Origin of the sequence: Streptomyces sp. NPDC052301, from assembly GCF_044593395.1 — a bacterium.
Classification (GTDB): domain Bacteria; phylum Actinomycetota; class Actinomycetes; order Streptomycetales; family Streptomycetaceae; genus Streptomyces.
This window is the reverse complement of sequence record NZ_JBIUBE010000018.1, coordinates 59,664-84,816: the sequence shown is the minus strand read 5'-3', so window position 1 is coordinate 84,816 and position 25,153 is coordinate 59,664. Positions and strand designations below refer to the sequence as shown.

Annotated in this window: 24 protein-coding genes; 8 read left to right on the top strand and 16 right to left on the bottom strand. The window is 72.0% G+C overall.

Annotated elements, in window-relative coordinates; genetic code table 11:
- Positions 1-6 precede the first annotated feature (6 nt).
- From ACIHEJ_RS35845 to ACIHEJ_RS35835, 3 genes are all read left to right on the top strand, one after another.
- A complete protein-coding gene (locus ACIHEJ_RS35845; protein ID WP_400141786.1) occupies positions 7-1,362 on the top strand; it encodes an aspartate aminotransferase family protein in 1,356 nt (451 codons plus the stop codon).
- Between the two features lie 127 nt (positions 1,363-1,489).
- Entirely contained in the window at positions 1,490-2,185 is a 696-nt protein-coding gene (locus ACIHEJ_RS35840) for a GntR family transcriptional regulator (protein WP_400141785.1), read from the top strand.
- Between the two features lie 85 nt (positions 2,186-2,270).
- Entirely contained in the window at positions 2,271-2,921 is a 651-nt protein-coding gene (locus ACIHEJ_RS35835; protein WP_400141784.1) for a hypothetical protein, read from the top strand.
- A gap of 49 nt (positions 2,922-2,970) precedes the next feature.
- Here the strand turns inward: ACIHEJ_RS35835 and ACIHEJ_RS35830 are convergent, their stop codons facing one another.
- Positions 2,971-4,794, bottom strand: a complete 1,824-nt coding sequence (locus ACIHEJ_RS35830) for a bifunctional metallophosphatase/5'-nucleotidase (RefSeq protein WP_400141783.1) — start codon at positions 4,792-4,794, stop codon at positions 2,971-2,973.
- Positions 4,795-5,081: 287 nt separating this feature from the next.
- Between ACIHEJ_RS35830 and ACIHEJ_RS35825 the strand changes: the two genes are divergently transcribed.
- The 3 genes from ACIHEJ_RS35825 to ACIHEJ_RS35815 are packed head-to-tail and all read left to right on the top strand — an operon-like array spanning position 5,082 to position 6,930.
- The gene (locus ACIHEJ_RS35825) at positions 5,082-5,435 is read left to right on the top strand and encodes a WXG100 family type VII secretion target (protein ID WP_400141782.1); all 354 of its coding nucleotides are present in this window, start codon (positions 5,082-5,084) and stop codon (positions 5,433-5,435) included.
- Positions 5,432-6,697 (top strand): hypothetical protein, encoded by a 1,266-nt coding sequence (locus tag ACIHEJ_RS35820; protein WP_400141781.1) that lies wholly within the window; start codon positions 5,432-5,434, stop codon positions 6,695-6,697. Before ACIHEJ_RS35825 ends, ACIHEJ_RS35820 begins: the two co-directional genes overlap by 4 nt.
- Positions 6,697-6,930, top strand: a complete 234-nt coding sequence (locus tag ACIHEJ_RS35815; protein ID WP_400141780.1) for a hypothetical protein — start codon at positions 6,697-6,699, stop codon at positions 6,928-6,930. The genes ACIHEJ_RS35820 and ACIHEJ_RS35815 overlap by 1 nt, the downstream gene beginning before the upstream one ends.
- Before the next feature lie 4 nt (positions 6,931-6,934).
- Here ACIHEJ_RS35815 and ACIHEJ_RS35810 read toward each other — a convergent pair whose 3' ends face one another.
- Both ACIHEJ_RS35810 and ACIHEJ_RS35805 read right to left on the bottom strand, forming a co-directional pair.
- A complete protein-coding gene (locus ACIHEJ_RS35810) occupies positions 6,935-7,147 on the bottom strand; it encodes a hypothetical protein (protein ID WP_400141779.1) in 213 nt (70 codons plus the stop codon).
- Positions 7,148-7,185: 38 nt separating this feature from the next.
- Positions 7,186-8,469: an adenylosuccinate synthase gene (locus tag ACIHEJ_RS35805; RefSeq protein ID WP_400141778.1), complete on the bottom strand. Its 1,284-nt coding sequence runs from the start codon at positions 8,467-8,469 to the stop codon at positions 7,186-7,188.
- Positions 8,470-8,665: 196 nt separating this feature from the next.
- Between ACIHEJ_RS35805 and ACIHEJ_RS35800 the strand changes: the two genes are divergently transcribed.
- Both ACIHEJ_RS35800 and ACIHEJ_RS35795 read left to right on the top strand, forming a co-directional pair.
- Positions 8,666-9,502: a diacylglycerol kinase gene (locus tag ACIHEJ_RS35800; protein WP_400141777.1), complete on the top strand. Its 837-nt coding sequence runs from the start codon at positions 8,666-8,668 to the stop codon at positions 9,500-9,502.
- Positions 9,503-9,759: 257 nt separating this feature from the next.
- Positions 9,760-11,271: an APC family permease gene (locus ACIHEJ_RS35795; protein WP_400141776.1), complete on the top strand. Its 1,512-nt coding sequence runs from the start codon at positions 9,760-9,762 to the stop codon at positions 11,269-11,271.
- Positions 11,272-11,277: 6 nt separating this feature from the next.
- On the opposite strand, the gene ACIHEJ_RS35790 is transcribed toward ACIHEJ_RS35795, so the two are convergent.
- The 13 genes from ACIHEJ_RS35790 to ACIHEJ_RS35730 form a co-directional block, all read right to left on the bottom strand.
- On the bottom strand, positions 11,278-11,670 hold the full coding sequence (locus ACIHEJ_RS35790) for a GbsR/MarR family transcriptional regulator (protein WP_400141841.1): 393 nt from the start codon (positions 11,668-11,670) through the stop codon (positions 11,278-11,280).
- A gap of 138 nt (positions 11,671-11,808) precedes the next feature.
- Entirely contained in the window at positions 11,809-13,029 is a 1,221-nt protein-coding gene (locus ACIHEJ_RS35785; protein WP_400141775.1) for a cytochrome P450, read from the bottom strand.
- Positions 13,030-13,073: 44 nt separating this feature from the next.
- A complete protein-coding gene (locus tag ACIHEJ_RS35780; RefSeq protein ID WP_400141774.1) occupies positions 13,074-13,739 on the bottom strand; it encodes a response regulator in 666 nt (221 codons plus the stop codon).
- Positions 13,736-15,079, bottom strand: a complete 1,344-nt coding sequence (locus tag ACIHEJ_RS35775) for a sensor histidine kinase (protein ID WP_400141773.1) — start codon at positions 15,077-15,079, stop codon at positions 13,736-13,738. The genes ACIHEJ_RS35780 and ACIHEJ_RS35775 overlap by 4 nt, the downstream gene beginning before the upstream one ends.
- A gap of 111 nt (positions 15,080-15,190) precedes the next feature.
- Positions 15,191-15,871, bottom strand: a complete 681-nt coding sequence (locus tag ACIHEJ_RS35770; protein ID WP_400141772.1) for a response regulator — start codon at positions 15,869-15,871, stop codon at positions 15,191-15,193.
- Positions 15,868-17,253, bottom strand: a complete 1,386-nt coding sequence (locus ACIHEJ_RS35765; protein WP_400141839.1) for a sensor histidine kinase — start codon at positions 17,251-17,253, stop codon at positions 15,868-15,870. Before ACIHEJ_RS35765 ends, ACIHEJ_RS35770 begins: the two co-directional genes overlap by 4 nt.
- A complete protein-coding gene (locus ACIHEJ_RS35760; protein WP_400141837.1) occupies positions 17,246-18,421 on the bottom strand; it encodes an acyltransferase in 1,176 nt (391 codons plus the stop codon). Before ACIHEJ_RS35760 ends, ACIHEJ_RS35765 begins: the two co-directional genes overlap by 8 nt.
- Before the next feature lie 40 nt (positions 18,422-18,461).
- Positions 18,462-19,577 carry an alpha/beta hydrolase gene (locus ACIHEJ_RS35755; RefSeq protein ID WP_400141771.1) on the bottom strand — a complete coding sequence of 372 codons (1,116 nt, stop codon included), beginning with the start codon at positions 19,575-19,577 and terminating at the stop codon, positions 18,462-18,464.
- A gap of 175 nt (positions 19,578-19,752) precedes the next feature.
- The gene (locus ACIHEJ_RS35750) at positions 19,753-20,670 is read right to left on the bottom strand and encodes an alpha/beta hydrolase (protein ID WP_400141770.1); all 918 of its coding nucleotides are present in this window, start codon (positions 20,668-20,670) and stop codon (positions 19,753-19,755) included.
- A 265-nt stretch (positions 20,671-20,935) separates the two neighbouring features.
- Complete coding sequence (kynU, locus tag ACIHEJ_RS35745) at positions 20,936-22,120, bottom strand: kynureninase (protein ID WP_400141769.1); 1,185 nt, start codon at positions 22,118-22,120, stop codon at positions 20,936-20,938.
- Positions 22,113-22,982 (bottom strand): tryptophan 2,3-dioxygenase family protein, encoded by an 870-nt coding sequence (locus tag ACIHEJ_RS35740; RefSeq protein WP_400141768.1) that lies wholly within the window; start codon positions 22,980-22,982, stop codon positions 22,113-22,115. The genes kynU and ACIHEJ_RS35740 overlap by 8 nt, the downstream gene beginning before the upstream one ends.
- 149 nt (positions 22,983-23,131) lie before the next feature.
- Entirely contained in the window at positions 23,132-23,545 is a 414-nt protein-coding gene (locus tag ACIHEJ_RS35735) for a DUF3151 domain-containing protein (RefSeq protein ID WP_400141767.1), read from the bottom strand.
- Positions 23,546-23,646: 101 nt separating this feature from the next.
- Complete coding sequence (locus ACIHEJ_RS35730; RefSeq protein WP_400141766.1) at positions 23,647-25,101, bottom strand: MFS transporter; 1,455 nt, start codon at positions 25,099-25,101, stop codon at positions 23,647-23,649.
- Between the last annotated feature and the right edge of the window lie 52 nt (positions 25,102-25,153).

The following is a 25,153-nucleotide window of genomic DNA, read 5'->3' as shown; positions in this document are numbered from 1 at the left end:
GCCCGCATGACCCCTCAGCCGAACCCCGAGGCCGGCGCCGCAGTGAAAGCCGCGGACCGTGCGCACGTCTTCCACTCCTGGTCCGCCCAGGACCTCATCGACCCGCTCGCCGTCGCCGGCGCCGAGGGGTCGTACTTCTGGGACTACGACGGCAAGCGGTACCTCGACTTCACCAGCGGGCTCGTCTACACGAACATCGGTTACCAGCACCCCAAGGTCGTCGCGGCCGTCCAGAAGCAGGCGGCGACGATGACGACCTTCGCGCCCGCCTTCGCGATCGAGGCGCGCTCGGAGGCTGCCCGGCTGATCGCCGAGCGGACCCCGGGCGACCTGGACAAGATCTTCTTCACCAACGGCGGCGCCGACGCCGTCGAGCACGCCATCCGCATGGCCCGGCTGCACACGGGCCGCCCCAAGGTCCTCTCGGCGTACCGCTCGTACCACGGCGGCACCCAGCAGGCGATCAACATCACCGGTGACCCCCGCCGCTGGGCGAACGACAGCGGCACGGGTGGCGTCGTCCGCTTCTGGGCGCCGTTCCTCTACCGCTCCCGCTTCTACGCCGAGACCGAGGAGCAGGAGACCGCACGGGCCCTGGAGCACCTCGAGACGACGATCGCCTTCGAGGGCCCGGGGACGATCGCCGCGATCATCCTGGAGACCGTCCCGGGCACCGCCGGGATCATGCTCCCGCCGCCCGGCTACCTCGCCGGTGTCCGGGAGCTGTGCGACAAGTACGGCATCGTCTTCGTCCTGGACGAGGTCATGGCCGGCTTCGGCCGCACCGGCGAGTGGTTCGCGGCCGACCTGTTCGGTGTCGTACCCGACCTGATGACCTTCGCCAAGGGCGTGAACTCCGGTTACGTCCCGCTCGGCGGTGTCGCCATCTCGGGCGCGATCGCGGAGACCTTCGGCAAGCGGCCGTACCCCGGCGGTCTCACCTACTCCGGGCACCCGCTGGCCTGCGCCGCCGCCGTCGCCACGATCGACGTGATGGCGGAGGAGGGCGTCGTCGAGAACGCCAAGCGGCTCGGTGAGACGGTCGTCGGCCCCGCCCTGGCGGAGCTGGCCGGGCGGCACCCGAGCGTCGGCGAGGTGCGCGGTATCGGCATGTTCTGGGCGCTGGACCTGGTGAAGAACCGGGAGACCCGCGAGCCGCTGGTGCCGTACAACGCGGCCGGCGAGGCGAACGCCCCCATGGCCGCCTTCGCGGCCGAGGCCAAGAAGCACGGGCTGTGGCCGTTCGTGAACATGAACCGGACGCACGTGGTGCCGCCGTGCAACGTCACCGAGGCCGAGCTGAAGGAGGGCTTCGCCGCCCTGGACGCCGCGCTGACCGTGGCCGACGCCTACACCGCGTAGCCGTACCGCAGCTGCCGCAGGGGCGCTGCGAACGCGTAAGGTGACGTGCTCGTAGGACAGAGGTGCCCGCGTGGAGCACGGGCACGACGCACGAGTACGTCACCGACGCGGAGGAGAGGCCCCGACCATGCCCGGCACCGGCGCGGTGACGCGCAGCACCCTGCGCCAGCAGATCGCGGACGCGCTCCGTGACGAGGTGCTGGCGGGGCGGTTGCGGCCGGGCCGGGCGTTCACGGTCAAGGAGATCGCCGACCAGTACGGCGTCTCGGCCACCCCGGTCCGTGAGGCGCTGGTCGACCTGTCCGCGCAGGGCATCCTCGAGGCCGACCAGCACCGCGGCTTCCGGGTGCCGGAGTACTCCCTCGCCGACTACCACCACATGATCGAGGCCCGCAGCCTGGTCACCGACGGTATGTTCCAGGCCCTCGGCGCGGGCCACCCCGCCTTCCGCACCCCGCCGGAGGACCCCCTCACGGCCGCGGCCCTGGCCACGGTGCGCCGCCGCGGCGAGGAGGCCCAGCGGGCGGCGGCGGCCGGTGACCTGACCATCCTCATCGGCTACGACCTGCGCTTCTGGCGCGAGTTGAGCGCCCTGTTCGGCAACCCCTACCTCGCGGATTTCCTGCACCGGCTGCGCGTCCAGTCCTGGGTCTGCGCGGTGCAGCACCTGCTCCGCCTCCCCGATCTGCGCGGCCGGCTCTGGGCCGGCCACACCGAGCTGGTCGACGCGCTGAGCCGCCGCGAGGCCGAGGCCGCCCGCGCGATCGTCGCCTCCGCCAACGCCCACTCGCTGGCCCTGCTGGAGGGCCTGTCCCGGGAGTGAGCGGTAGCGGGGCGGACGAGAGGGTATGGGACCCGCACCGCACCGACTACGCTTCTTGGACCGCTTGCCGTGTGAGGAGCCTTCTTTGGCCTGTGACCTGTGGCTGGTACCGCTCGTCGACGTGTTGTGCCACACCCCGGACAACCCGTTCGCCGAGGAACTCGCGCAATACGACAAGGCGCTGGCCGAGGCCGGGCTTCCACCGGTGCCGGTGTACCAGTACATGCCGGGCCTGTCGGGCGAGGTGGCTCCGGTGGCCGGCTTCGACTACGACGCCCTGCACTTCCTGCGCCGGGCCTATCTGCTCCAGGTCTGCGGCCTGCCGGTGACCCCGGTGGACGAACTGGGTGGTGACTACGAGCAGTTGCTGGAGATGTTCGAGTCCACGGCTCAGCAGTCGCACCTGGTCTGGCACTACGACCACGCGGGCGCGTACGTTCCCGTGGAGTTCCCCGACCCGCTGTCCAACGACGAACTCCTCGCGGGCGGCGGCCCCTTGGGCTCCTCCCAGTCGCTGCTGCGGGAACTGCAGTACGTGGCTCCGACCATCGGTATCGACCCGGCCAACCCCCCGGCCGCTCCCGCGCCGCCGTCGGGCCCCACGGAGCTGGAGGAACCGGCCGTCGCGGCCCCGTACGACCCCAGCCCCTTCGCCCGCGAACGGCACGTCTGGCTGGGCCTGCACGCGGCGGCGACCCGCTCCCTGGCCCAGGGCTCGATGATCGTCTTCAGCTGAGCAGAGGCCGGGGTACGTGAACCCCGGCCCCTCACGGCGTACGGCCGGCTCAGAAGACCGGCGTTCCGGCCTGCGTCAGCTTCCAGTTGGTGACCGAGAAGTCGGCCGGGTCGAGGGTCTTCTTCGCGGTCACGTAGTCGATCATCAGCTGACGGATCTCGTTCGTCGAGCTGTACGCGTTCTCCGCCGCGGCGATGTGCGGGTAGCCGGAGCCGCCGTTCGCGCGGTAGTTGTTCACCGCCACGACGAAGACCTGGCCGTCGGCGACCGGGGCGCCGTTGTAGGTGAGGTTCTTGATCCGGGAGCCCTCCGGCTGGGCGATGTCGATGTCGTAGGAGACACCGGCCGCCGTGTCGTACATGTAGTCCCAGAAGCTGTTGGCGTTCGTGAGGGTCGCGGTGTCGACCTTCGTGCCCGCCGGGACCTGGTGGTAGTACTTGGCCGCGTACTCCAGGTAGTCCTTGAGCTGGGCGCCCGTCAGCTTCTTGCCGTACAGCGTGTTGTCGTAGATGTAGAGCCCGGCGATGTCCTTGATGGTGACGTTGCCCTGGGGGATGTCGGCCGTGCGGCTGAAGGGGGCGGCGACGGAGATCAGCGGGAGCGCCGCGTCGGCCGCGGACAGGCCCTTCTGCACCGTGTCCATCTGGACCTTGTGGATGAAGTCCATGATCGGCACGTCCTTCCAGCAGGAGTCCGCCGCCGAGAGGTCGGCGGTGCACGTGCCGACGGCCGTGTTGACGTACTTCACGACCAGCTCGTGGTCGGCCTCCAGGAGCTTCTTGATCTCCGGGTCCTCGTCCACCGTGTGGGGGTTGAGGGTCTGCGCCTTCTTGCTCGTCACCTTCCACTGGCCGTGGTGGAGTTCGAGCTCGAAGTCGAAGACGCTCAGCCGGTAGCCCCAGCAGTACGGCTCGGAGAGCAGGACGTCCTCGCCGGTCTGCTCGTTCTTGACGGTGTAGGAGGGCACCTCGACGTGGGTGTGGCCGACCAGGATCGCGTCGATGCCGGGCACCTGCTGGGCGACGAGGTTCGACGCGTTCTCGGTGTACGGCAGTGCGTCGCCGTACGACGACGAGCCGTCGAGGCCGGAGTGGTCGGTGAGGAAGACGACGTCACAGCCGAGCGCGCGCAGCCTCGGCACGTACTTCTTCGCCTGCTCCACCAGCCCCGGGAACACCATCTTCCCGCTGACGTTGTCCTTGTCCCACAGCGCGATACCGGGGTTGGTCAGGCCGAGGATGCCGACCTTGATGTCGGGCGCGCCGGGAACGCAGATGCGCTTCACGGTGTACGGCTGGAAGGCCGGCCGCAGCGTCTTCGCGTCCAGCGCGTTCGCGCCGAGCAGCGGGAAGTGACACTGGCTCTCGAACTTCCGCAGCACCTCGATGCCGTAGTTGAACTCGTGGTTGCCGAGGGCAGCGGCGTCGTAGCGCATGTGGTTCATGGCGACGGCCATCGGGTGCTTGGGACCCCTCTTGCCGTCGGTGCCGGTGATCGGGTCGACGCGCGCGAAGTAGTAGGCGAGCGAGGTGCCCTGGATGATGTCACCGGCGTCGACGAGGAGAACGTGGTCCTCGCCCTTGGCCTCGCGCTGCTGCTTGACGAGGGTGGCCACCCGCGCCACGCCCACCGAGTTGCCCGCCTTGTCGCTGTAGGCCTTGTCCCGGTAGTAGTCCCAGTCGAAGACGTGACTGTGCAGGTCGGTCGTGCCCAGGATGGAGAACGACCAGGTGCGCGGCGTCCTTTCGGGGCGGTGCCCGGCCTCGGCGGCCTGCGCGGTGCCGGCGGAGACGGCCCCGGCGGCGGCCACCGCCGCACCGGTGACGGCCGACTTCTTCACGAACTCCCGGCGGTTCATGGGACTGAGGGGCATGCAGAGCTCCTGGTTCGGCTGGAGTTGGCGGTGAGCAGCGGCGGTGCAGTGCGGAGGCTACCCGCGTAGATGCTGCTCGCGCCCGCGATTGCCGGAAACCAGGAAAAGACCATGTCCAGGTCAAGGATGGGTCAGCGGGCCGCTTGCGGGAACGTCGGCCGAACGGCCGGTGCATCCATTCCTCGGTCAGGGCATTGCTCGCCCCTGATCCTGTGACGCACTCGGACGACCTTGATCTAATGAGGGTCTCCAGATCGGCGCGCCAACGGAGGGACACGGACGAGGCCATGAGCGACGGCAGCAGCGGCGAGATACTCGACATCAAGATCGCGGATCTCAAGGCGACCGCACCACACTTCCACACCCACGGCTCCGACTTGGCCAAGGCACTCACGACACTCAAGTCCGGTCTCGCGGCCGCTGGTTCGCCCTGGGGCGACGACGAGCAGGGCACCGAGTTCCACAAGCACTACGGCCCGCTGGTGAAGAAGATGGAAAACGCCGCGAGCATCCTCTCCCAGGGCCTGCAGAGCATCCACGACGCCATGAACGACATGGCCGACGGTCACATCGACAACGAGCAGCTCGTCCGCTCGATGTTCTCCCGGATCAGCGTCGAAGGCGGTGACACCGCCAAGTGAGCGCCGCGGACAAGGCGAAGGAGATCGTCCAGGACGTCACCGGCATGTGGTGGCCCGACGCCGACGAGGACGGGCTGAGGGACGCGGCCAAGGCATGGCGGGACTTCGCCGACGACGTCGAGGACGTGCTGGTCGCGGCCAACAAGTCGGCGCGCGGCATCATCGAACACAACAAGGGTGAGGCGATCAGTGCCTTCGACGACCCGTTCTGGCGGCGTTACTACCACGAAGGCCACGGCTGGCTGAAGGACATGGCCGACGGCGCCCGGGACATGGCGAAGGCGCTCGACAAGTACGCCGACGCCGTCCATGCCGCCGTCAAGCAGCTGGAGCACGAGCTCGAAATCGTCGGAGCGACCATCGTCGCCGGTACCGCGCTGGCCATCTTCACCGCCGGCATCTCGGAAGCCGCCGCGGCGGCAGCCACCGCGGGCATCGTCGACCTCGCCGCCACGCTCGGCGTCACGGTGTCGACGGAGATCGCCACCATCGCGGGCACCACGCTCGCCACGGCCTCCATCGCGGGCATCGAGTCGGTCACCGTCGACCTTGCCGTCGCACAGCCGTTGAAGATCGCCTCGGGCATGCAGGGCGGCTTCAGCCTGGACGAGGCGAGCGACTCCGCGCTCACCGGCATGGCCTTCGGCGGTGTCCTGGGCGCCGGGGCCGGCGGGGTGGAGGCCGTCGTCGGCGCCGGCGGAGTCCGGAACCTCTTCCTGGGCGTGGGCACCGACCTGGACGGTCTGTCCACGGTGCCGGCCCCCCGCTTCAACGACGAATGGCTCACCGGGGCCCGCCGTCGCCCGAGGGACATCCTCGACGACCCGGCCCAGACTCGCTGGGCGGAAGCCGCCTACGACGACTTCCTGAAGAACCCGCGTGACATCCAGGCCATCAGCCGCAACACGCAGGGCGTGCCGCGCGCGAACGGTTCGACGGGGTTCTCGGAGGAGGAGATCGGCGCGATCAAGAAACACGTCTTCGACACCGAGCACCCGATCGAGGATTACGAGACGGGTCAGGTCGTCGTCCGGAAGTTCGACGCGGACGCCGAGATCGCGGACGCCTGGATCCGCCTTCGCTCCGGCAACGCGCTGCCCGAGGACCACGTGCTGCTGGAGCACGAGCTGACCGAGCTCAGCTACCTGCGCGAGCACCCGGGAGCCACCTATCAGGAAGCCCATCGGGTGGCGAACGAAAACTACAATTGGCAGAGCAAGGTGCCGCTGAACAAGCGCGAAGACTTCGAAGGTGAGTGGTGATGGCGTCCCTCGTCTACTTCAAGAAGGAGTCCGAGGACGGGGTGGTCGTCCGCTACTCCTTCGGTGAGGACCCGGCGGCGATGACCCGGCTGCTGACGATGAACACGTACACGCGGACGGCCCAGCCGGACGACGGCGACCTCGACTACACCTTCCTCAAGGCGTCCCGGAAGATCAACGCCGTCTACGACGAGCGGGCACAGTGGCCGGAACGCGGGATGAGCGTGAGTTGAGCCGTCAGGGGCGCCCGACCAGCCTGATCTCCGGCGGCCACAGCACCCCGCTCGCCATCAGCAGCGAGGGCCCCAGATGGACCGGGCACACCCGCAGCGGGGGCAGGCGGTGGCGGGCGATCTCGAAGACGGCGGGGTCGGAGCAGGCCGTGCCCTCGGCATCGGCGCCTTCGCCACCGTAGGGCCCCCGGCACCGCAGGTCCCGGTGGACACTCATACCTCGATTGTCCACCGGGACGTGCGGCTTCGGTGCCTCTACAGGAACGAGTTGATCTCGATCGTCTCGTCCCGGCCCGGGCCCACGCCGATCGCGGAGATCGGGGCGCCGGACATCTCCTCCAGCGCCTTGACGTAGTTCTGGGCGTTCTTCGGCAGGTCGGAGAAGGACTTCGCCTTGGTGATGTCCTCGGACCAGCCCGGCAGGGTCTCGTAGACCGGCTTCGCGTGGTGGAAGTCCGTCTGGGAGTACGGCAGCTCCTCGACGCGCTTGCCGTCGATCTCGTACGCCACGCAGACCGGGATCTGCTCCCAGCCGGTCAGGACGTCCAGCTTGGTGAGGAAGAAGTCGGTCAGGCCGTTCACGCGGGTCGCGTAGCGGGCGATGACGGCGTCGAACCAGCCGCAGCGCCGGTCACGACCGGTGGTCACGCCCCGCTCGCCGCCGATGCGGCGCAGCGCCTCGCCGTCCTCGTCGAACAGCTCGGTCGGGAAGGGGCCGGCGCCGACACGGGTCGTGTAGGCCTTGAGGATGCCGATGACCCGGCTGATCTTCGTCGGGCCCACGCCCGCGCCGGTGCAGGCGCCGCCGGCCGTCGGGTTGCTGGAGGTGACGAAGGGGTAGGTGCCGTGGTCGATGTCCAGGAGGGTGCCCTGGCCGCCCTCGAACAGGACCACCTTGTCGGCCTCCAGCGCCTGGTTCAGGAGGAGGACGGTGTCGGCGACGTACGGCTTGATCTGCTCGGCGTAGCCCAGCAGCTCCTCGACCACCTGGTCGGCGGCGATGGCGCGCCGGTTGTACAGCTTGGTGAGGATCTGGTTCTTGACGTCGAGGGCCGCCTCCACCTTCTGGTGGAGGATCGACTCGTCGTAGAGGTCCTGGACCCGGATGCCGACGCGGTTGATCTTGTCCGCGTAGGTCGGGCCGATCCCGCGGCCGGTGGTCCCGATCTTCCGCTTGCCGAGGAAGCGTTCCGTCACCTTGTCGACGGTCACGTTGTACGGCGTGATGATGTGCGCGTTGCCGCTGATCACGAGCTTGGACGTGTCGACGCCACGCTCGTTCAGACCGCTCAGCTCGGAGAGCAGGACCGACGGGTCGACGACGACGCCGTTGCCGATGACCGGGACACATGAAGGCGAGAGGATTCCGGAAGGGAGGAGGTGGAGCGCGTACTTCTGGTCGCCGACGACGACCGTGTGGCCGGCGTTGTTGCCGCCCTGGTAGCGCACTACATAGTCCACCGAGCCACCGAGCAGGTCGGTGGCCTTCCCCTTGCCTTCGTCACCCCACTGAGCACCGAGCAGCACAAGTGCGGGCACGCGCGTACACCCCTTCCGGGCGGGGCATGTCCAAGGTCGGGGGCGTGGGCGTAAGGTTCACCGCCGCGTGCCACAGCGACCGCCGTTGGTCGCCAACCGTCGGACCGGATGCCCCGGAATAGACGAAGCCCCTGGCGCAATAGCGCAAGGGGCTCTTGCACAAAGATGCTACCCGAGGAAGCGAGGCAGGACCGAGGTGGCGACCTTCGCGACGTCCGAACAGCTGCTGGTGATCATCGACCCGGCGGCACGGCAGACGGACGGGGAGTCCGTACGGATCGCGAAAGACGTGCTCAGCGCGGGTGCGGCGGCGAAGGTGTGTCTGCCCGAGGGGCCGGAGGAGTTCGCCCGCGCACTGGGCCGACGGGGGTCCCGGCGCCCGGTCGTGGTCGGCGACGACCGGGCGCTGGTGCGGGCGGTGACGCTGCTGCACCGGCAGCGGGAGCTGACCGGATGTGCGCTGTCGGTCGTCCCGGTCGGTGAGACGGCCCTCGCGGAGTCGCTGGGGGTGCCGGGCGGCGCGGTGGCGGCGGCGCGGGCGGTCCTGGACGGGGCTGAACGGCGGCTGGACCTGCTGGTCGACGAGAGCGACGGGGTCGTGCTGGGCACCCTGGGCATTCCGCCGGCGCCGATGCGGGCGGCTGCCGCCACGCCGGTGCCGGTGGCTTCCGGCCGCGCCTGGTACCGCTCCCTGGTCCGCACCCTCGCCCCGCGTCCGCCCCGCCTCTCCGCGGTGCCCTCCCCCGGCCCCGCCCGGCTCCGGGTGGAGATCGACGGGCGGACGCTCGTGGACCTGGACCACCCCCTGGAGGCGGTGACGGTGACCCCGGGCGCGGGAGGCCACGCCGAGGTGGAGGTACGTCCGCTGTCCCTGGGTGCGGAGGCGACCCCACTGCGGGCCTCCGGCCGGGCGGTGACGGTCACCGGCACGGACTTCCGCTACCGGGCGGACGCGACGGTGTCCGGCCCGGTCCGCAGGCGTACGTGGCGGGTCCTGGAGGGGGCCTGGGGGCTGGTGCTGCCTTCAGCTTGAGGCGGGGGCCCCGAAGCCCGCGGTGTCGAGGGTGCAGCCGGAGGGCGCGGGGAGGTGTGATGCTCCCTCCCACCCACGCGCCCGGTCACCACTCAGCGCGGTCGGACGATCACGCTCGCGCGCAAAGATCCAAGAAACTGCCCATTCAATGGTCTGGTGACAAATATTTAACCGGTCCGACCCCTTCCCGGGCCCCTCCCTCGTCGACCATGCTGCTCCATCAGGACCCACGCACCGGATACGGAAGGGGCCACCCGATGGCAGTGGACGAGGGCGTCGCCCCGGCGGCGAAGACGGACGGCGAAGGAACGGTTCATCGGCTGAAACCCAACGCTGTGGGACTGCTCGGCGTGGTGTTCATGGCCGTCGCCACCGCCGCGCCGATCACCGCGATGACCGGCAACGTGCCCTTCATGGTGTCGTCCGGGAACGGGATCGGGGCACCCGCCAGCTATCTCGTGGCAATGGTCGTCCTGGCAATCTTTTCCGTCGGTTTCACGTCGATGGCGAAGCACATCACGTCCACCGGCGCCTTCTACGGATTCATCTCGTACGGCCTCGGCCGCACCGCCGGACTCGCCTCCGGCCTGCTCGCGACCTTCGCGTACGTCGTCTTCGAGCCCGCGCTGATCGGCATCTTCTCCACCTTCGCCACGACCACGCTGAAGGACCAGACGGGCCTGCACCTGCCCTGGTGGTCCTTCGCCGTCCTGATGCTCGCGGTCAACGCGTTCGGCACCTGGTTCGGGGTCAGCGTCGCCGAGAAGCTGCTGGTCGTGCTGCTCGCGACCGAGGTGACCGTCCTCGCCGCGATGGCGGTGTCCGTCGCCTTCCACGGCGGCGGCCCGCACGGCTTCACCTTCGCCCCGGTCGACCCGGTCAACGCCTTCAAGGGCACCTCGGCCGGCCTCGGCCTCTTCTTCGCCTTCTGGTCCTGGGTCGGCTTCGAGTCGACCGCGATGTACGGCGAGGAGTCCCGCGACCCCAAGCGGATCATCCCCAAGGCGACGATGATCAGCGTCCTGGGCGTGGGCGTCTTCTACGTCTTCGTCTCCTGGATGGCCATCCTCGGCAACGGCGAGACCGAGGCCGTCGCGGCGGCCTCCTCCGCGAACCCGCTGGCCATGTTCTTCAACCCCACCGAGCGCTACGTCGGCCACTGGGCGGTCGACGTCATGCAGTGGCTGATGATCACCGGTTCGCTGGCCTGCGGCATGGCCTTCCACAACTGCGCCGCCCGCTACCTGTACGCCCTGGGACGGGAGGGCGTCCTGCCGTCGCTGCAGCGGACCGTCGGGCGGACCCACGCCCGGCACGGCTCCCCGCACATCGCCGGACTGGTGCAGACGGCCGTGAGCGCGGTGCTGCTCGGCGCCTTCTGGATCGCGGGCAAGGACCCCTACACCGGCACGTACGTCCTGCTCGCCATCCTCGGCACCATGGCGATCCTCGTCGTCCAGGCCGTGTGCTCCTTCGCGGTGCTGGCGTACTTCCGCTCCCACCACCCCGAGAGCCGGCACTGGTTCCGCACCTTCACCGCGCCGCTCGTCGGCGGCATCGCGATGCTCGCCGTCGTGGTGCTGCTGGTGTCCAACATGGGCGCGGCCGCCGGGCCCGAGTCCGGCTCGCTGGTGCTGAAGGCGACCCCGTGGCTGGTGGCCCTGGTCGCGGCGGCCGGCGTCGGCTGCGCCCAGTACCTCAAACGCCGCTCCCCCGAGCGGTACGCGCTGCTGGGGCGGACGGTGCTGGAGGAGACGAAGGAGAGGTGAGCGGAGTCAGCGGGCGTCCCTCTGCTCCCGGTACGCCCGCCAGCGCTCCATCATCTCGGCCACGTCCCGCTCGATGGACTCGAAGAAGTCCAGCGTCTCGGCGAGCCGGCGCCCTGCCGGGGTGTCCGCCCCGAGGCCGGCGACGCCCTCGCGCAAGGCGTCCTCCCAGCGCTTGATGATCGCCTCGCGGTTGGTCAGCGCCTCGTACCACTGGTCGCTGTGCACCCGGTACCGCTCCCGGCGCGATCCGGGCTCCCGCTCCCTCGACACCATGTGGACCTGCGCCAGATAGCGCACGGCACCGGAGACGGCCGCCGGGCTGATCTTGAGCTGCTCGCCCCCGCTCGTTCTGGACCTCTCTCCGTTCGCCCACCTGCCGAAGCTGCCGGGCGGGGCGATGGAGTGGACACCGGTGCTCGTCCTGACGGGACTGGCCGGGGCGCTGGTGGCCGTGGGGCTGGCGGCTTTGCGGCGGCGGAACCTGACCGCCTGAGCGTCAGTCGGCCGGATCACCTCCGCGGCCGTCCGGACGAGTGATCACCTCACCTCGACGCTCAGTCCCTCCAGTCCCCGGATGACGAAGTTCGGCTTCCGCTCCGGCTCCCGCGCGGGCGCCAGGGTGGGAGCCTGCTCCAGCAGGGCCGTCATGGAGGCCGCCAGCTCCATACGGGCCAGGGGCGCGCCGATGCAGTAGTGGATGCCCGCGCTGAAGGAGATGTGCGGGTTGTCCTCGCGGGCGAGGTCCAGCCGGCCGGGGTCGGCGAAGACCGCCGGGTCGTGGTTGGCGGAACCGAAGAGCAGGGCGATCTCCGAGCCCCTCGGGATCGTCGTGCCGTCGATCTCGATGTCGTCCAGCACCCAGCGCTCGAAGAGCTGGAGCGGGGTGTCGTAGCGCAGCAGCTCCTCGACCGCGGACGGGATCAGGGAGTGGTCGGCGCGCAGGGCCGCCAGCTGGTCCGGCGTGCGGAACAGCGCCCACCAGCCGTTCACCGTGGCGTTGACCGTCGCTTCGTGCCCGGCGTTGAGCAGCAGTACCGCCGTGGAGATCATCTCCTGCTCGGTGAGCCGGTCGCCCGCGTCGTGGGCCGCGATCAGACCCGAGATCAGGTCCTCCCCCGGCTCCTTGCGGCGGTCCGCGATCAGCTCCCGCAGGTACTCCGAGAACTCCACCGACGCCCGCACCGCCCGCTCCGCCGTCTCCCCGGACGGGTTCAGCTCGTACATCCCGCAGATGTCCGCCGACCAGGGCCGCAGCTGCCCCCGGTCGGCCTCCGGGATCCCCAGCATCTCGGCGATCACCGCCACCGGAAGCGGCTCCGCCACGTCCGTCAGCAGATCGCCTCCGCCCTCCCGGACCAGCCCGGCCACCAGGTCCCGCGCCAGCCGGTGCACATACGGCCTCAGCCGCTCCACCGTGCGCGGCGTGAACGCCTTCGACACCAGACGCCGGATCCTGGTGTGGTCCGGCGGCTCCAGGTCGAGCATCCCGTGGTCGTTCAGCGTGTGGAACGGCTCGTGCTCCGGCGGGGGCGCGGTCCGGCCGAACTCCTCGTGCGTGTACCGGTGCCGGTACGTCCGGCCCAGCCGGCGCTCCCGCAGCAGCGCCGAGACGTCCGCGTGGTGCGGGACCAGCCACTGGTCGGTCGGCTCGTACCGGATCACCCGCCCGCGCGCCCGCAGCTCGGCGTAGACCGGGTACGGGTCGGCGACGAACGCCGGATCCCAGGGGTCGAAAGCGAGGTCGGTGTGGCCTGCCATGCGGGGACGCTAACGCGCCGGACGGGCCCCTGACCAGGGGTGCGTCAGCCCGGTGTCACCAGGCGCGCCTCGTACGCGAACACCGCCGCCTGGGTGCGGTCCCTGAGACCCAGCTTCACCAGGATCCGGCTCACATGGGTCTTGATCGTCGACTCCGCCACCACCAGCCGCTCGGCCATCTCCGCGTTCGACAGGCCCTGCGCGATCAGGATCAGCACCTCCGTCTCCCGTTCCGTCAGCTCGCCGTAGGCCGTGTGGGCGGCCGGCATCAGGCGCGGCGGCTCCGAGAGCCGCGAGAACTCCGTGATGAGCCGCCGGGTGACCGAGGGCGCCAGCAGGGCCTCGCCCGATGCCACCACCCTCACTCCGTCGGCCAGTTGACGGGCCGAGGCGTCCTTCAGCAGGAAGCCGGAGGCGCCCGCCCGCAGCGCCTGGTACACGTACTCGTCCAGGTCGAACGTGGTCAGCACCAGCACCTTCGCCGCCGCGTCCGCCGCGACGATCTCCCGGGTCGCATCGATGCCGTTCAGCTCCGGCATCCGGATGTCCATCAGCACCACGTCCGGGGCGAGTTCCCGCACCCGCTCGACCGCCTCCCGGCCGTTGACGGCCTCGCCGACGACCTCGATGTCCGGCATCGCGTTCAGCAGCACCGAGAAGCCCTCGCGGACCATCATCTGGTCGTCCGCGACCACTACGCGGATGGTCATGCGTCACCCTCGCCGGCGGGGGCCGCGACCGGCACCGGCAGGAACACCGTCACCTCGTAGCCTCCCTCGCCCGTCGGGCCCGCCGTCATCTCGCCGTTCAGCATCGAGACGCGCTCCCGCATGCCCGTGATGCCGTGCCCGGCGCCGGGCGAGGCCTTGACCAGATGCGGGGCGGGCGGCGGACCGTTGACCACACGCAGGCCCAGGCCGCCGATGACGTAGCCGATCTCCACCCGCGCCGCCGCCCCCGGCGCGTGCCGCAGGGTGTTGCTCAGTGCTTCCTGCACGATCCGGTACGCCGACAGCTCCACTCCCTGCGGCAGCTCACGCACCGCGCCGGTCACCGCCTTCTCCGCCTCGAGACCGGCCTCCCGCACGTTGGCGAGCAGCCCGTCCAGGTCGGCGAGGGTGGGCTGCGGGGCGTCCGGGGCCGCGTAGTCCTCCGCCCGGACCACACCGAGGACCCGGCGCAGCTCGGTCAGGGCCGCCACCGCGTTCTCCCGGATGGTGGCGAACGCCTTCTCCAGCTCCGGCGGCGGGTTCTCCACCCGGTAGGGCGCGGCCTCGGCCTGGATGGCGACCACCGACATGTGATGGGCGACCACGTCGTGCAGCTCCCGGGCGATCGTCGTGCGCTCCTCCAGCAGGGTGCGGCGGGACCGCTCGTGCTCGGTCACGGTCAGCTGGGCGGTCACCTCCTGCTGGGCCTGCCGGCGGGTGTGCCGGACGGTGACGGCCAGCAGGACCAGCGCGGAGAGGATCAGCATCGGGGCGACGTCGACCTCGTAGCGGCCCATGCCGAAGAAGGTCACGGACCAGAAGCCGTACAGCGCGGTCAGCAGCCACATGTAGGCCGCGGTGCGCGGGCGGGTGCGTATCGCCACCACCGTGAGCACCACGAGGTGGGACAGGAAACTGCCCGGCAGCCACGGCCAGGTGTCCCAGCTGTCGGCGGCCGCCGCGGTCACCGCGGTCGCCCCGAGCGACACCCAGAAGGAGCCGACCGGACGGGCCAGGGTCAGCAGGACCGGGATCAGCGCGAGCAGCCCGCACACCAGCTGCGTCACCCCGCGCTGGGAGAAGCTCGCCGCGTTGGCCGGCACGGCCACCACGCCGGCGGCGACCACCAGGGCGTGCGGGGTCCAGCGCGCGTACTCCCGCACGCGGCCGGTCAGGCGGCGCGTGAGCGGGCCGTCGACACCCATGGGGGGCAGCGGGCGGTAGGCGAAGGCGTCGTGGAACAGGTCCCGCAGGGCGTCGGCGACGAGCCGGAGCTCCGGGCTGCGCGGCCTGCCGCCCGCCCCCGGCGGTGTCGTCTGCGTGTGCGTCGTCTCGGTCACGTGGAGAACGGTAGGCCGGGGCCGGGTCGCGGTCGTCACCTTGAAGAGGGGTTCTCGGGGGTCCCTCTCAGGTACTACGGGTCCTGAGAGGGGTGCGCGGCGGGCCGCGGTTCACCGGCCGCCGGGGCGTACCAGACCGGACTCGAAGGCGTAGACCGCCGCCTGGGTGCGGTCGCGCAGGCCCAGCTTGACCAGGATCCGGCCCACGTGCGTCTTCACGGTCTGCTCGGCCACGACCAGCCGCTCGGCGATCTCCGCGTTCGACAGGCCCTGCGCGATCAGCGCCAGCACCTCCGTCTCCCGCTCCGTGAGATCGCCGACGCGCTGCCTGAGCGGGACGCGGTGGCTGCCGTCCATGCGGGAGAACTGGGCGATGAGACGGCGCGTGACGCCCGGGGCGAGCAGGGCGTCACCCGCGGCGACGACCCGCACCGCCTCGGCCAGCTGGTCCGCGGAGGCGTCCTTGAGCAGAAACCCGGAGGCCCCGGCGCGCAGTGCGTCGTACACGTACTCGTCCAGGTCGAAGGTGGTCAGCACCAGCACCTTGACGGCGGGGTGCTCGGCGGTGATGCGGCAGGTCGCCCCGATGCCGCCGAGTTCGGGCATCCGGATGTCCATCAGGACGACGTCCGGGGCGAGTTCGGCGGTCCGCGCGATGGCGTCCAGGCCGTCCACCGCCTGCCCGACCACGTCGATGTCGGGCTGGGTGTCGAGCAGCACGGTGAAACCCTGCCGGACCATCTGCTGGTCGTCGGCGATGAGTACGCGGATGGGGTCGGCGCCGCTCGTCATGGGCTCTGTTCTCCTGTCAGGGGCGGGGTGGGCGAAGGCACGGGCTGGGTGCCGTCCCGGGGGAGGAAGGCGGAGACGGCGAAGCCGCCGGCGGGGGTGCCGGCCGCGGTGACGGTGCCGCCGAGCATCGTCGCGCGTTCCCGCATGCCCAGCAGTCCGTGTCCGGCGCCCGGGGAGGGCGGGACGGGCCGGCGCGGGCGGGAGTTGGTCACCGCCAGGCGGAGACCGGACGGAAGGTGGGTGACCTCGACGCGCACCCGGGAGCCCGGCGCGTGCCGCAGCGCGTTGCTCAGCGCCTCCTGGACGATCCGGTAGGCCGACAGCTCCACTCCCGGGGCGTAGGGCCGCGCTCCGCCCGTGAACTCGGTGGTCACCTCCAGGCCGGCCGCGCGGGTGTTCTCGATCAGCGCGTCGAGCCGGTCGAGGGTGGGCTGGGGGGCGTCCGGCGCCGCTCCGGTGTCCGTACGGCCCAGACCGTACGGGTCCTCGGGGTTCTCCGACCGGAGCACGCCGAGCACCCTGCGCAGCTCGGTCAGCGCCTCCAGCGCGTTCTGCCGGATGCCCTGCAGGTTCTCGATCAGCTCCGCCGAGGGCTGCTCGACGAGGTGCTGTGCCACCTGGGCCTGGATGGAGATGACCGACATGTGGTGTGCGACCACGTCGTGCAACTCCCTTGCGATACGGCTGCGTTCCTCCAGCAGGGTGCGGCGGGCCCGCTCCTCGGCGGTGAGGGTGGTCTGCTCGACGAGTTCGGCGCGGGCCTCGCGCCGGCCGCGCAGGGCGGTGCCGAGCACGACGACGACCGAGGAGAAGATGACCGCGATCACCCCGGTGGGCGTGTAGTCGGACGCGCCCCACAGGCCCTGGACGAGATAGGTGAGGAGCACGGTCACGGTCAGGACCTCGACGGACACCCGCGTGCGCACCCGCAGGGCGAGCAGCAGCAGCACTGCCATGTGCCCGATGATCCCGGCCGACGACCAGGGCCAGGTGAAGCCGTGGGCGTCCCCTGCCAGCAGATGACGCCGTACCTCCACGGCACACACCAGCATGGCCGCCGTGGACATCCACCACGCCGGGACCGGCCGCCACAGCGCGAGCACCACGGCGCCGCCCTGCGCGAGTCCGATCGCCGCGGCGAGCTGTGGACCCACGCCGCCATCGGAGCCGAGCTGTGCCACCGCACCCAGGGCCACCCCGAACGCGACCAGGCACAGCAGACCGTGCGGGAGCCAGCGCAACCACATCGAGGGGGGCAGGGGGTCCGAACGCCCGGTCCACAGGTCCTCGCGCAGCAGCCGCAGCCGGCGCCGGAGCAGGTCCGCGAGCATCGCGGACACCCGGCGGCCCCCCGTTCCCGTCACACGGACCACCCTAGACAACACGGTGCGCCCCTCGCCCCGCCCCCGGGTTCGCGGCCCCGTGCACGCGGACCACCCGTGACCCCGTGCCCGTCCCCCCGGCGCCGGGGCGGTGCGCCCGGTGTTCCCAGGACCGGAACGCCGTCCAGTACAGGGCGAGGAACAGGCCGAACGCGGGGAGCCAGAGAATCCGGGCCGCCACCCAGCCCAGGCCGTCGGGCAGTGTGTGCAGACCGGGGAGGCGGCCCGCCACGAGGCCGGTGGCCGTCGCGGCCATCAGGGCCGTCTGGTGCCAGAGGTAGATCGTCATCGCCGACAGGTTCACCAGCGCTGTCGCCGCCCATGCGAACGGGCGCTGCATCGCGCGGCGCAGGCGGTCGCGCAGGAGCAGGGCCAGACCGCACTGGGCCAGGCCGAAGGTGACGGCCGCCAGGGTCGGTGGGTCGAGGTTGGAGACCCGGGCGCCCGGGACGCCGACCATGGACGCCGGGTAGCCCGCGCCCAGGACGAGAACCGCCGTCGCCGCCGCACCGCCGCAGAGCAGGACCCGTCCCGAGCGGCGGCTGTCCAGCTCGCCCCTCGCCCAGGCCGCGCCCAGGGTGTACGGGACGAGCCAGCCCGCCGCCACGTTGACCCAGCCGAGCCAGGACGGGCCGGTGTGCAGGCCGAAGCGGAGGAGGTCCACATGCAGGACGACCGCCAGGGGCCAGAGCGGGTTGAGGCGGGCGACGAGTGGGGTGGCCGCCGTCAGAGCCGCGAAGACCAGCAGGAACCACAGGGGGGACAGGGCCAGTTTGACGAGCGTGTGGAGCGTGTCGAAGGCGGTGCCGGTCAGCAGCAGGGCCGTGGCCGCCACCGTCCACAGGCCGAGGAGGGCGACGGCCGGCCGGAGCAGACGGGCCAGGCGGCTGCGCAGCCAGGCGCCGTACGGCACCCCGCGGGCCCGGGCCGAGGCGTGGCTGCGGGCCGCCACCTGGCCGCCGACCAGGAAGAACACAGCCAGGGTCTGCAGCAGCCAGGAGACCGGGGCCAGCCAGGGCATGTGCTGCAGCGGGCTCGCCGTGTGCAGACCGCCGTCCTTCGCCACCAGGGCCGTCACCAGCCAGTGGCCCAGGACGACACCGAGGATCGCGACGGCACGCAGGGCGTCGACCGCGCGGTCCCGGGAGTCGGGGGTGGCGGAGTGCATCCGGTGGACGGACGTGCGCAGGGCGCGGAGCGGAGTCGGGTCAGGCACGGGTCACCTCCGAGGTCTCGCCGAGGGTGATCCGGGCCAGGTTGGCGAGGGAGGCCGAGCCCGGGGTGAAGTAGCCGCTGTGGTCGGCGTCGGCCGCGTCGAAGACCCGGGCGCCGAAGGCGTGGGAGACCGGGTCGGTGCCGAAGCCGAGGGTGGTGCCGAAGAGGTGGGCGCTGAGGTGTGGCACGTGCCCCACCCAGTCGTCGCTGCCCCGGGCCGCCCAGATCCGGGCGCCGGTGTGCAGGGCGGTGGCCGAGTCCGCGCCGGTGCCGGGGCTGCCGACCAGGGCGATGTCGTCGGCAGCGGTGCCGGGGGCGGCTCGGCCGCAGACGACCGAGCCGTAGGAGTGGCAGAGCAGGGAGATGTGGGCCCGGGCGGGGGCGGTGGCACGCAGGTGGCGTACGAAGGCCCGCAGGCGGGGGGCGGCCTCGTCGGCGCGGTCGGTGGTGGTCACCGTGGTGCTGACCGTCGCCGGGGTCCGGTAGCCGAGCCAGGCGACGACCGCGACCCGGGCGTGGGGGGCGGCCCGGCGGCTGAGGTCGGTGTACAGCGCCGCTGCCGCCTGGTGGAAGCGGGGGTAGGTGTCCAGGGAGGTGTCCGAGCCGGGCACCAGGACCGCGATGCGGTCGGCGCGCGGGAGGTCGCCGAGGACCTCGGTGGCCCGGCCGGGGCCCCGGCCGTCGAAGGTGAGGAGGTGGCGGGACGGCGAGGCCAGTGCCCGGTCGGCTGCCGCGCGGTGTTCGTCGCCGTCGGCGGCGGCCATGCGGGCGGCCTCGACGGCGCCGGCCCGGTTGACGGCGTACGTCTGCTGGAGGGTGGCGGAGGAGAGCGGGGGGAGGGCGGCCGGGGCGGGGGCCGGGATCCGGGGGCGGGCGGCTCCGGCGAGGGGAGCCGCCACCGCTGCGGTGAGGAGGGTGGCGAGGAGGGCCCGGCGCCACTTTCCGGGGCGGCGGGCCTCCTCCGGCCGGGATCGCGCTCCCGCCCGCACCCACCGTGCGGCTTTCCCCGCCGGGTGCGGGTGGCCCGTGCGGGGCGGCTCGGCCGCCGGCGGCTGCGGGCGGACGGGACGCGACGACTGCGGTGGCGTTGGACGGGTGGTGTGCCCCATGGTCGGCTTCCTTTCGGTCGGCCCGGCCATCGGGCGTGTCCGACAAGGAAGTTAGGGATCGCGAGGTGTCGTCGGCGTCACGCCTGGGAGCTGTCCTGCGAGGTAGCTCTCAGGTACTACGGGTATCACCGGGTCCCGGCCCCGGGGAGGGCCGCGCGGACCGCTGGACCGTTTCTCACCAGGCCAGTTGGGCGATCTCCTCCGCCACCACCGCGCACGCGTCCGCCGCCGGGTCGATCAGCGGGAAGTGGCCCACGTCCTCCAGCAGGGTCAGGCCCACCACCTCGCCCGCCTTCGCCGCCGCCTCCGCGTACGACTCGGCGACCGCCTGCGGCACGTCCAGGTCCGCACGGCCCTGCACCAGCGTCGTCGCGATGCCCGTAGGGAGCAGCAGGGCCGGGTCCGCACAGGGGCGGCGCTCGGCGAACGTGTCGTGCCCGCCGAGGAGTTGCAGGGACGCGTGCTCGCAGACGCCCAGCTTCTCCGCCACCTCGAAGTCCGCGATCGGGGCGAGCGCGACGACGCCCCGGAGCGGGGCGGGGCCGTCGGTGCGCCAGGGGGAGTCCGGGGGGAGGACGTGCCGGGCCGCCGCCCAGAGGGCCAGGGTGCCGCCGGCCGAGTGGCCGGTGAGCACCGTACGGCGCGGGTCGGCCTGCGGAAGCGCCTCGCGGACCAGGGCCGGAAGGGCGTCCAGGGCCGCCGCGATGTCGTCGAAGGTGTCGGGCCAGCGGCCGGCCGGCGGGGTGTGCGCCCGGTCGGTCTCGCCGCTCTGTTCCGGGGCGAGGGGGGTGTCGCCGCCTCGCCGGTACTCGACGTTGGCCACCGCGAAGCCCCTGCGGGCCAGGTGGTCCGCGAAGGGGGTGATGTGCCGGCGGTCGTAGCGGGCCCGCCAGGCGCCACCGTGCAGGACCACCACCAGCGGGGAGAGCGGAGCGGGAAGGGCGGAGTCCGGGCCGGAACGGGGCGCGTAGAAGTCGATCACCTGATCGGGGTGGCTGCCGTAGGCCACGGTGACGTCGGGGTCGACCGGCGGGTGCGAGAAGGCCGACTCCTCCTCTGCGGCGGCCCGGGCTGCTGCGGCGTCGTCCGGCATGCTCCAACCTCTCGGCGATGGAACGGGTTCGGGGTGTGGCGGACCGGGCGGGGAATCTTCGTCGGCCGTCGGCGGGACGGTACCAGGCCGATGACATGCGCGGACATGGGGTTGTCACGCAGGGTGAGGGTTGAACGGGTCTGTGGGGATTCGCAGGTGAGGGGAGGCCGGGGCGTGGCGGACGGGCGGACGGACGGACGGGCGAGGTGGAGGGGCGAGGTGCACCGGTTGGTTCCGGCTCCTCGCCCCTCGCCCCGGCGTATCCCTACGCCAGCACCTCGCCCAGGACCCGGGCCGCCCGCTCCACATCCGCGAAGCCCACGTACAGCGGCGTGAACCCGAAGCGCAGCACGTCGGGGTGGCGGAAGTCGCCCACCACCCCGCGGGCGATCAGCTCCTTCATCACTTCGCCGGCGTCCGGGCAGCGCAGCGCGACCTGGCTGCCGCGCTCCTCGTGCCGTTCCGGGGTCACGGACTCCACCCGGCCGGGCTCGGTGTACGCCGAGACGCAGTGCAGGAAGAAGTCCGTCAGGGCGAGGGACTTCGCGCGGACCGCGTCGATGCCGACCTCGCCCCAGACCTCCAGCGCCGCCTCCAGGGCCAGCATGGAGAGGATGTCCGGCGTCCCGACCCGGCCGCGCAGCGCGCCCGGCGCCGGGTCGTACGACGGGCTCATGCCGAAGGGCTCGGCGTGCGAGTTCCAGCCGGGGAGGGGGGAGTCGAAGCGGGGCTGCAGATCACGGCGGACGTAGAGGTACGCCGGTGAACCCGGCCCGCCGTTCAGGTACTTGTAGGTGCAGCCGACCGCCAGGTCGACCCCGTGCTCGTCCAGGCCGACGGGCAGCGCGCCCGCGCTGTGGCACAGGTCCCAGACCGCGAGCGCGCCACAGGCGTGGATCGCGGCCGTCAAGGACGGCAGGTCGTGCAGCCGGCCGGTGCGGTAGTCGACGTGGTTCAACAGCGCCGCCGCCGTACGGTCGTTCAGGGCGGCCGGCACCTCCGCCGGGGTCACGGCCCGCAGGGTGCGGCCGGTCAGGCGGGCCGCCGACTCGGCGATGTAGCCGTCCGTGGGGAAGGTCGTGGCGTCCACCAGGATCTCGGTCCGGTCCTCGCCGGCCATCCGGACGGCGGCCACCAGTGCCTTGAAGACGTTGACGCTCGTCGAGTCGCCCACGACGACCTGGCCGGGGCCCGCGCCGACCAGCGGGGCGATCCGGTCGCCGATCCGCTCGGGCGCCGTCCACCAGCCGCTCTCGTCCCAGGAGCGGATGCGCAGCGCGCCCCACTCGCGGCGGACGACGTCCGCCACCCGGTCGGGAACGTTCGCGGGGAGCGCGCCCAGCGAGTTTCCGTCGAGGTAGACCACCTCGTCCAGGACGAAACGGGACCTGAGCGGTGCGAGCTCGTCCTCCGCGTCCCGCTTCTCGGCCTGCAGTGCCAACTCAGACATGGGACCTCGCCGTCCACAGCTCCGGGAACACGTTCTTGCGGGCGCGCTTCTCCAGCCAGGCCACGCCCGCGGAACCGCCCGTGCCGGCCTTGGCGCCCATCGCACGGCGGGTGGCGACCAGGTGGTCGTTGCGCCAGCGCCAGACCAGTTCGGCCACGTCGGTCAGCGCCTCGCCGAGGCGGGTGAGGTCGGCGTTCTGGTCGCCCGCGTAGATCGCCGCCCAGGCCTGTTCGACCTCGTCGCAGGGCTCGTAGCGCCGGGAGACGTCCCGGCGGAGCACGGAGTCGGGGATCGCGTGGCCGCGGCGGGCCAGCAGGCGCAGCACCTCGTCGTACAGGCTCGGTTCCTGCAGCGCCTTCTCCAGTTCCGCGTGCACCCGTGGGGCGCCCCGGTGCGGCACGAGCATGGACGCGGACTTCTCGCCCAGCAGGAACTCCAGGCGCCGGTACATCGCCGACTGGAAGCCGGAGCCTTCGCCGAGGGCGGAGCGGTAGGCGTTGAACTGGGCGGGGGTGAGCTGGCCGAGCGGCGTCCAGGAGGCGTTCAGGGCCTCCAGTTCCCGTACGGAACGTTTCAGCGCGGCGATCGCCGTGGGCACGTCGTCCGAGCGGAGTGCCGTGGCGGCCGTCTCCCACTCGTGCACGATCACCGTGAACCACAGCTCCATGACCTGGGTGGTCACCAGGAAGACCATCTCTCCGGGGTCGTCGGAGAGGGTCTGCTGGAGGTGGGTGAGCACGTCCGCCTTGACGTAGTCCTCGTACGGTGTCGTACCCGCGAAGTCGAGGTGCGGGTCGACGGTCGAATCGAGATGCGGGGTCTCGGGCTCAGCGGCCTGGTGGGGGTGAGCCTGGTGGGACATCGCTGTCTCCTGTTGTTACTCCGGGTAGCGGTCCGCCCCTGCCGATTCCGGCACGGGGGCCCCGGTCCCCACCCGGAATCCTCCGCAATCGCCGAGGAAACGGCAAGGCCCGTCTGCTGCCGGACGGGCCTGCCGAAGCCACCTGGCGGTCAGCCGAGGGTGTGGGCCGCCGTGGGCGAGGAGTCCTTCAGGAACTGGCTGCAACGCTCGTACTCGTCCTGCTCGCCGATGGTCTGGGCGGCGCGGGCGAGGGCGTGCAGGGCACGCAGGAAGCCGCGGTTCGGCTCGTGCTCCCAGGGGACCGGGCCGTGGCCCTTCCAGCCGTTGCGGCGCAGGGCGTCGAGGCCGCGGTGGTAGCCCGTGCGGGCGTAGGCGTACGACTCCACGACCGCGCCGCGCTCGAACGCATCGTCGGCCAGCTGGGCCCAGGCGAGGGAGGAGGTGGGGTACTTGGCGGCCACGTCCGCCGGCGCGGTGCCCTGGGCGAGGAGGTCGCGGGGCTCCGGGTCGTCGGGGAGGTGGGTGGGGGGCGGGCCGCCGAGGAGGTTCTCGTGAATCGTCATGAGGTCCAGTCTGGCTCACGGACGTGTCCGGCGGTGCGTCGGCCGGACCGGCCGCGGTCACGGCGGGTACGGCCTCCCGCGGCCGGGCGACCGGAGTCCGGTCACCCCCGCCGCTCCCCCTCCAGCGGCGGACTCGTCACGTTGCCGTGTGTCCGGCACTCGGGGTGGCGGCAGCCCGGGGCCGGGCGGCGGACCAGGGTGAAGGCCAGCGCCGAGGCCAGCACCAGCACCCCCGCGCAGATCGGCATCGCGCGGTCGAACGAGCTGTCGAAGGCCGCGGCGGACCGGTACGCCTCCGGGCCCATCCCCGTCAGCAGGGGCAGCGCGGCGACCGCGAGCAGGCCCGCCGCCCGTGCCGCCGCGTTGTTGATGCCGCTCGCCAGCCCGGCCCGGGAGGCGTCCACCGAGGCCAGGACCGTGGCCGTCAGCGGCGCGACCAGGGTGACCATGCCGGCGCCCATCACCAGCAGGGCGGGCAGCACGTCCGTGACGTAGTCGGCGTGGGGCCCCACCCGCAGCATCAGCAGCATCGCCGCCGCACAGAGCAGCGGGCCGACCGTGAGCGGCAGGCGCGGGCCCGTGCGGTCGGCCAGGGCGCCGGAGCGGGAGGAGAACAGCAGCATCAGGGCCGTGGTGGGAAGCAGGGCCGTACCCGCGGCCAGCGGCGAGTAGCCCGCCACCACCTGCAGCTGGAGCGCGGTGAGGAAGAAGAAGCCGCCGAAGGCCGCGTACACGCACAGGGTGACCAGGTTGACCGCCGTGAACTGGCGCGAGGCGAAGATGTCCGGCGGCAGCATCGGGTCCGGGCGGTGCCGCTCGACCCGGACGAAGGCCACGCCCGCCGCCAGACCCGCCACCCCGGTCAGGGCGACCGCCAGGGTGCCGCTCCGCGCCTCGATGAGCGCGTACGTCACCAGGGCGAGGGCGAGAGCACCGAGCGCCGCGCCGAGGACGTCGAAGCGGCCGTGGGCGCGCCTGTCGGCGGACTCCGGCACGTGCCGCAGGGCCACCGGCACGCACAGCAGGGCCAGCGGCACGTTCAGCAGGAACACCCAGCGCCAGCCGGGCCCGGTCACCAGCCAGCCCCCCAGGAACGGGCCGACCGCCGCGCCGATCCCGCCGAAGCCGGACCAGAAGCCGACGGCCCGGCTCCGGTCGTCGGGGTGGAAGGAGGCCTGGATGAGGGCCAGGGAGCCGGGGGTGAGCAGAGCCCCGCCGATGCCCTGCAGCGCCCGCGCCGCGATCAGGACGACGGAGGTCGGGGCGAGGCCGCACAGCAGGGAGGCCGACGCGAACCAGACGACCCCCAGCACGAAGATCTTCCGGCGGCCGTAGCGGTCCCCCAGCGAACCGCCGAGCAGGATCAGGCCCGCCAGCGTGACCAGGTACGCGTTGACCGTCCACTGCAGGGCGGCGAGGCTCGCGCCCAGGTCCTGGCCGATGCGCGGGAGCGCGACGTTGACGACGGTCGAGTCCAGCAGGGCCATGCTGGAGCCGAGGACGGTGGTGAGCAGGATCCACTTGCCCTGGGGCGAGGCCAGCCGGACGTCGGGCATGGTCCCAGGTATACAGCGGGCCCGGCGGCATGGACAGCCGCCGGGCCCGCCG

Coding starts and splice junctions, on each gene's coding strand:
- ACIHEJ_RS35740 (WP_400141768.1), bottom strand. CDS start 22,982: ATGTCCCACCAGGCTCACCCCCACCAGGCCGCTGAGCCCGAGACCCCG.
- ACIHEJ_RS35735 (WP_400141767.1), bottom strand. CDS start 23,545: ATGACGATTCACGAGAACCTCCTCGGCGGCCCGCCCCCCACCCACCTC.
- ACIHEJ_RS35845 (WP_400141786.1), top strand. CDS start 7: ATGACCCCTCAGCCGAACCCCGAGGCCGGCGCCGCAGTGAAAGCCGCG.
- ACIHEJ_RS35760 (WP_400141837.1), bottom strand. CDS start 18,421: ATGCACTCCGCCACCCCCGACTCCCGGGACCGCGCGGTCGACGCCCTG.
- ACIHEJ_RS35840 (WP_400141785.1), top strand. CDS start 1,490: ATGCCCGGCACCGGCGCGGTGACGCGCAGCACCCTGCGCCAGCAGATC.
- ACIHEJ_RS35830 (WP_400141783.1), bottom strand. CDS start 4,794: ATGCCCCTCAGTCCCATGAACCGCCGGGAGTTCGTGAAGAAGTCGGCC.
- ACIHEJ_RS35785 (WP_400141775.1), bottom strand. CDS start 13,029: ATGGCAGGCCACACCGACCTCGCTTTCGACCCCTGGGATCCGGCGTTC.
- ACIHEJ_RS35770 (WP_400141772.1), bottom strand. CDS start 15,871: ATGACGAGCGGCGCCGACCCCATCCGCGTACTCATCGCCGACGACCAG.
- kynU (WP_400141769.1), bottom strand. CDS start 22,120: ATGTCTGAGTTGGCACTGCAGGCCGAGAAGCGGGACGCGGAGGACGAG.
- ACIHEJ_RS35750 (WP_400141770.1), bottom strand. CDS start 20,670: ATGCCGGACGACGCCGCAGCAGCCCGGGCCGCCGCAGAGGAGGAGTCG.
- ACIHEJ_RS35810 (WP_400141779.1), bottom strand. CDS start 7,147: ATGAGTGTCCACCGGGACCTGCGGTGCCGGGGGCCCTACGGTGGCGAA.
- ACIHEJ_RS35795 (WP_400141776.1), top strand. CDS start 9,760: ATGGCAGTGGACGAGGGCGTCGCCCCGGCGGCGAAGACGGACGGCGAA.
- ACIHEJ_RS35825 (WP_400141782.1), top strand. CDS start 5,082: ATGAGCGACGGCAGCAGCGGCGAGATACTCGACATCAAGATCGCGGAT.
- ACIHEJ_RS35755 (WP_400141771.1), bottom strand. CDS start 19,577: ATGGGGCACACCACCCGTCCAACGCCACCGCAGTCGTCGCGTCCCGTC.
- ACIHEJ_RS35780 (WP_400141774.1), bottom strand. CDS start 13,739: ATGACCATCCGCGTAGTGGTCGCGGACGACCAGATGATGGTCCGCGAG.
- ACIHEJ_RS35815 (WP_400141780.1), top strand. CDS start 6,697: ATGGCGTCCCTCGTCTACTTCAAGAAGGAGTCCGAGGACGGGGTGGTC.
- ACIHEJ_RS35730 (WP_400141766.1), bottom strand. CDS start 25,101: ATGCCCGACGTCCGGCTGGCCTCGCCCCAGGGCAAGTGGATCCTGCTC.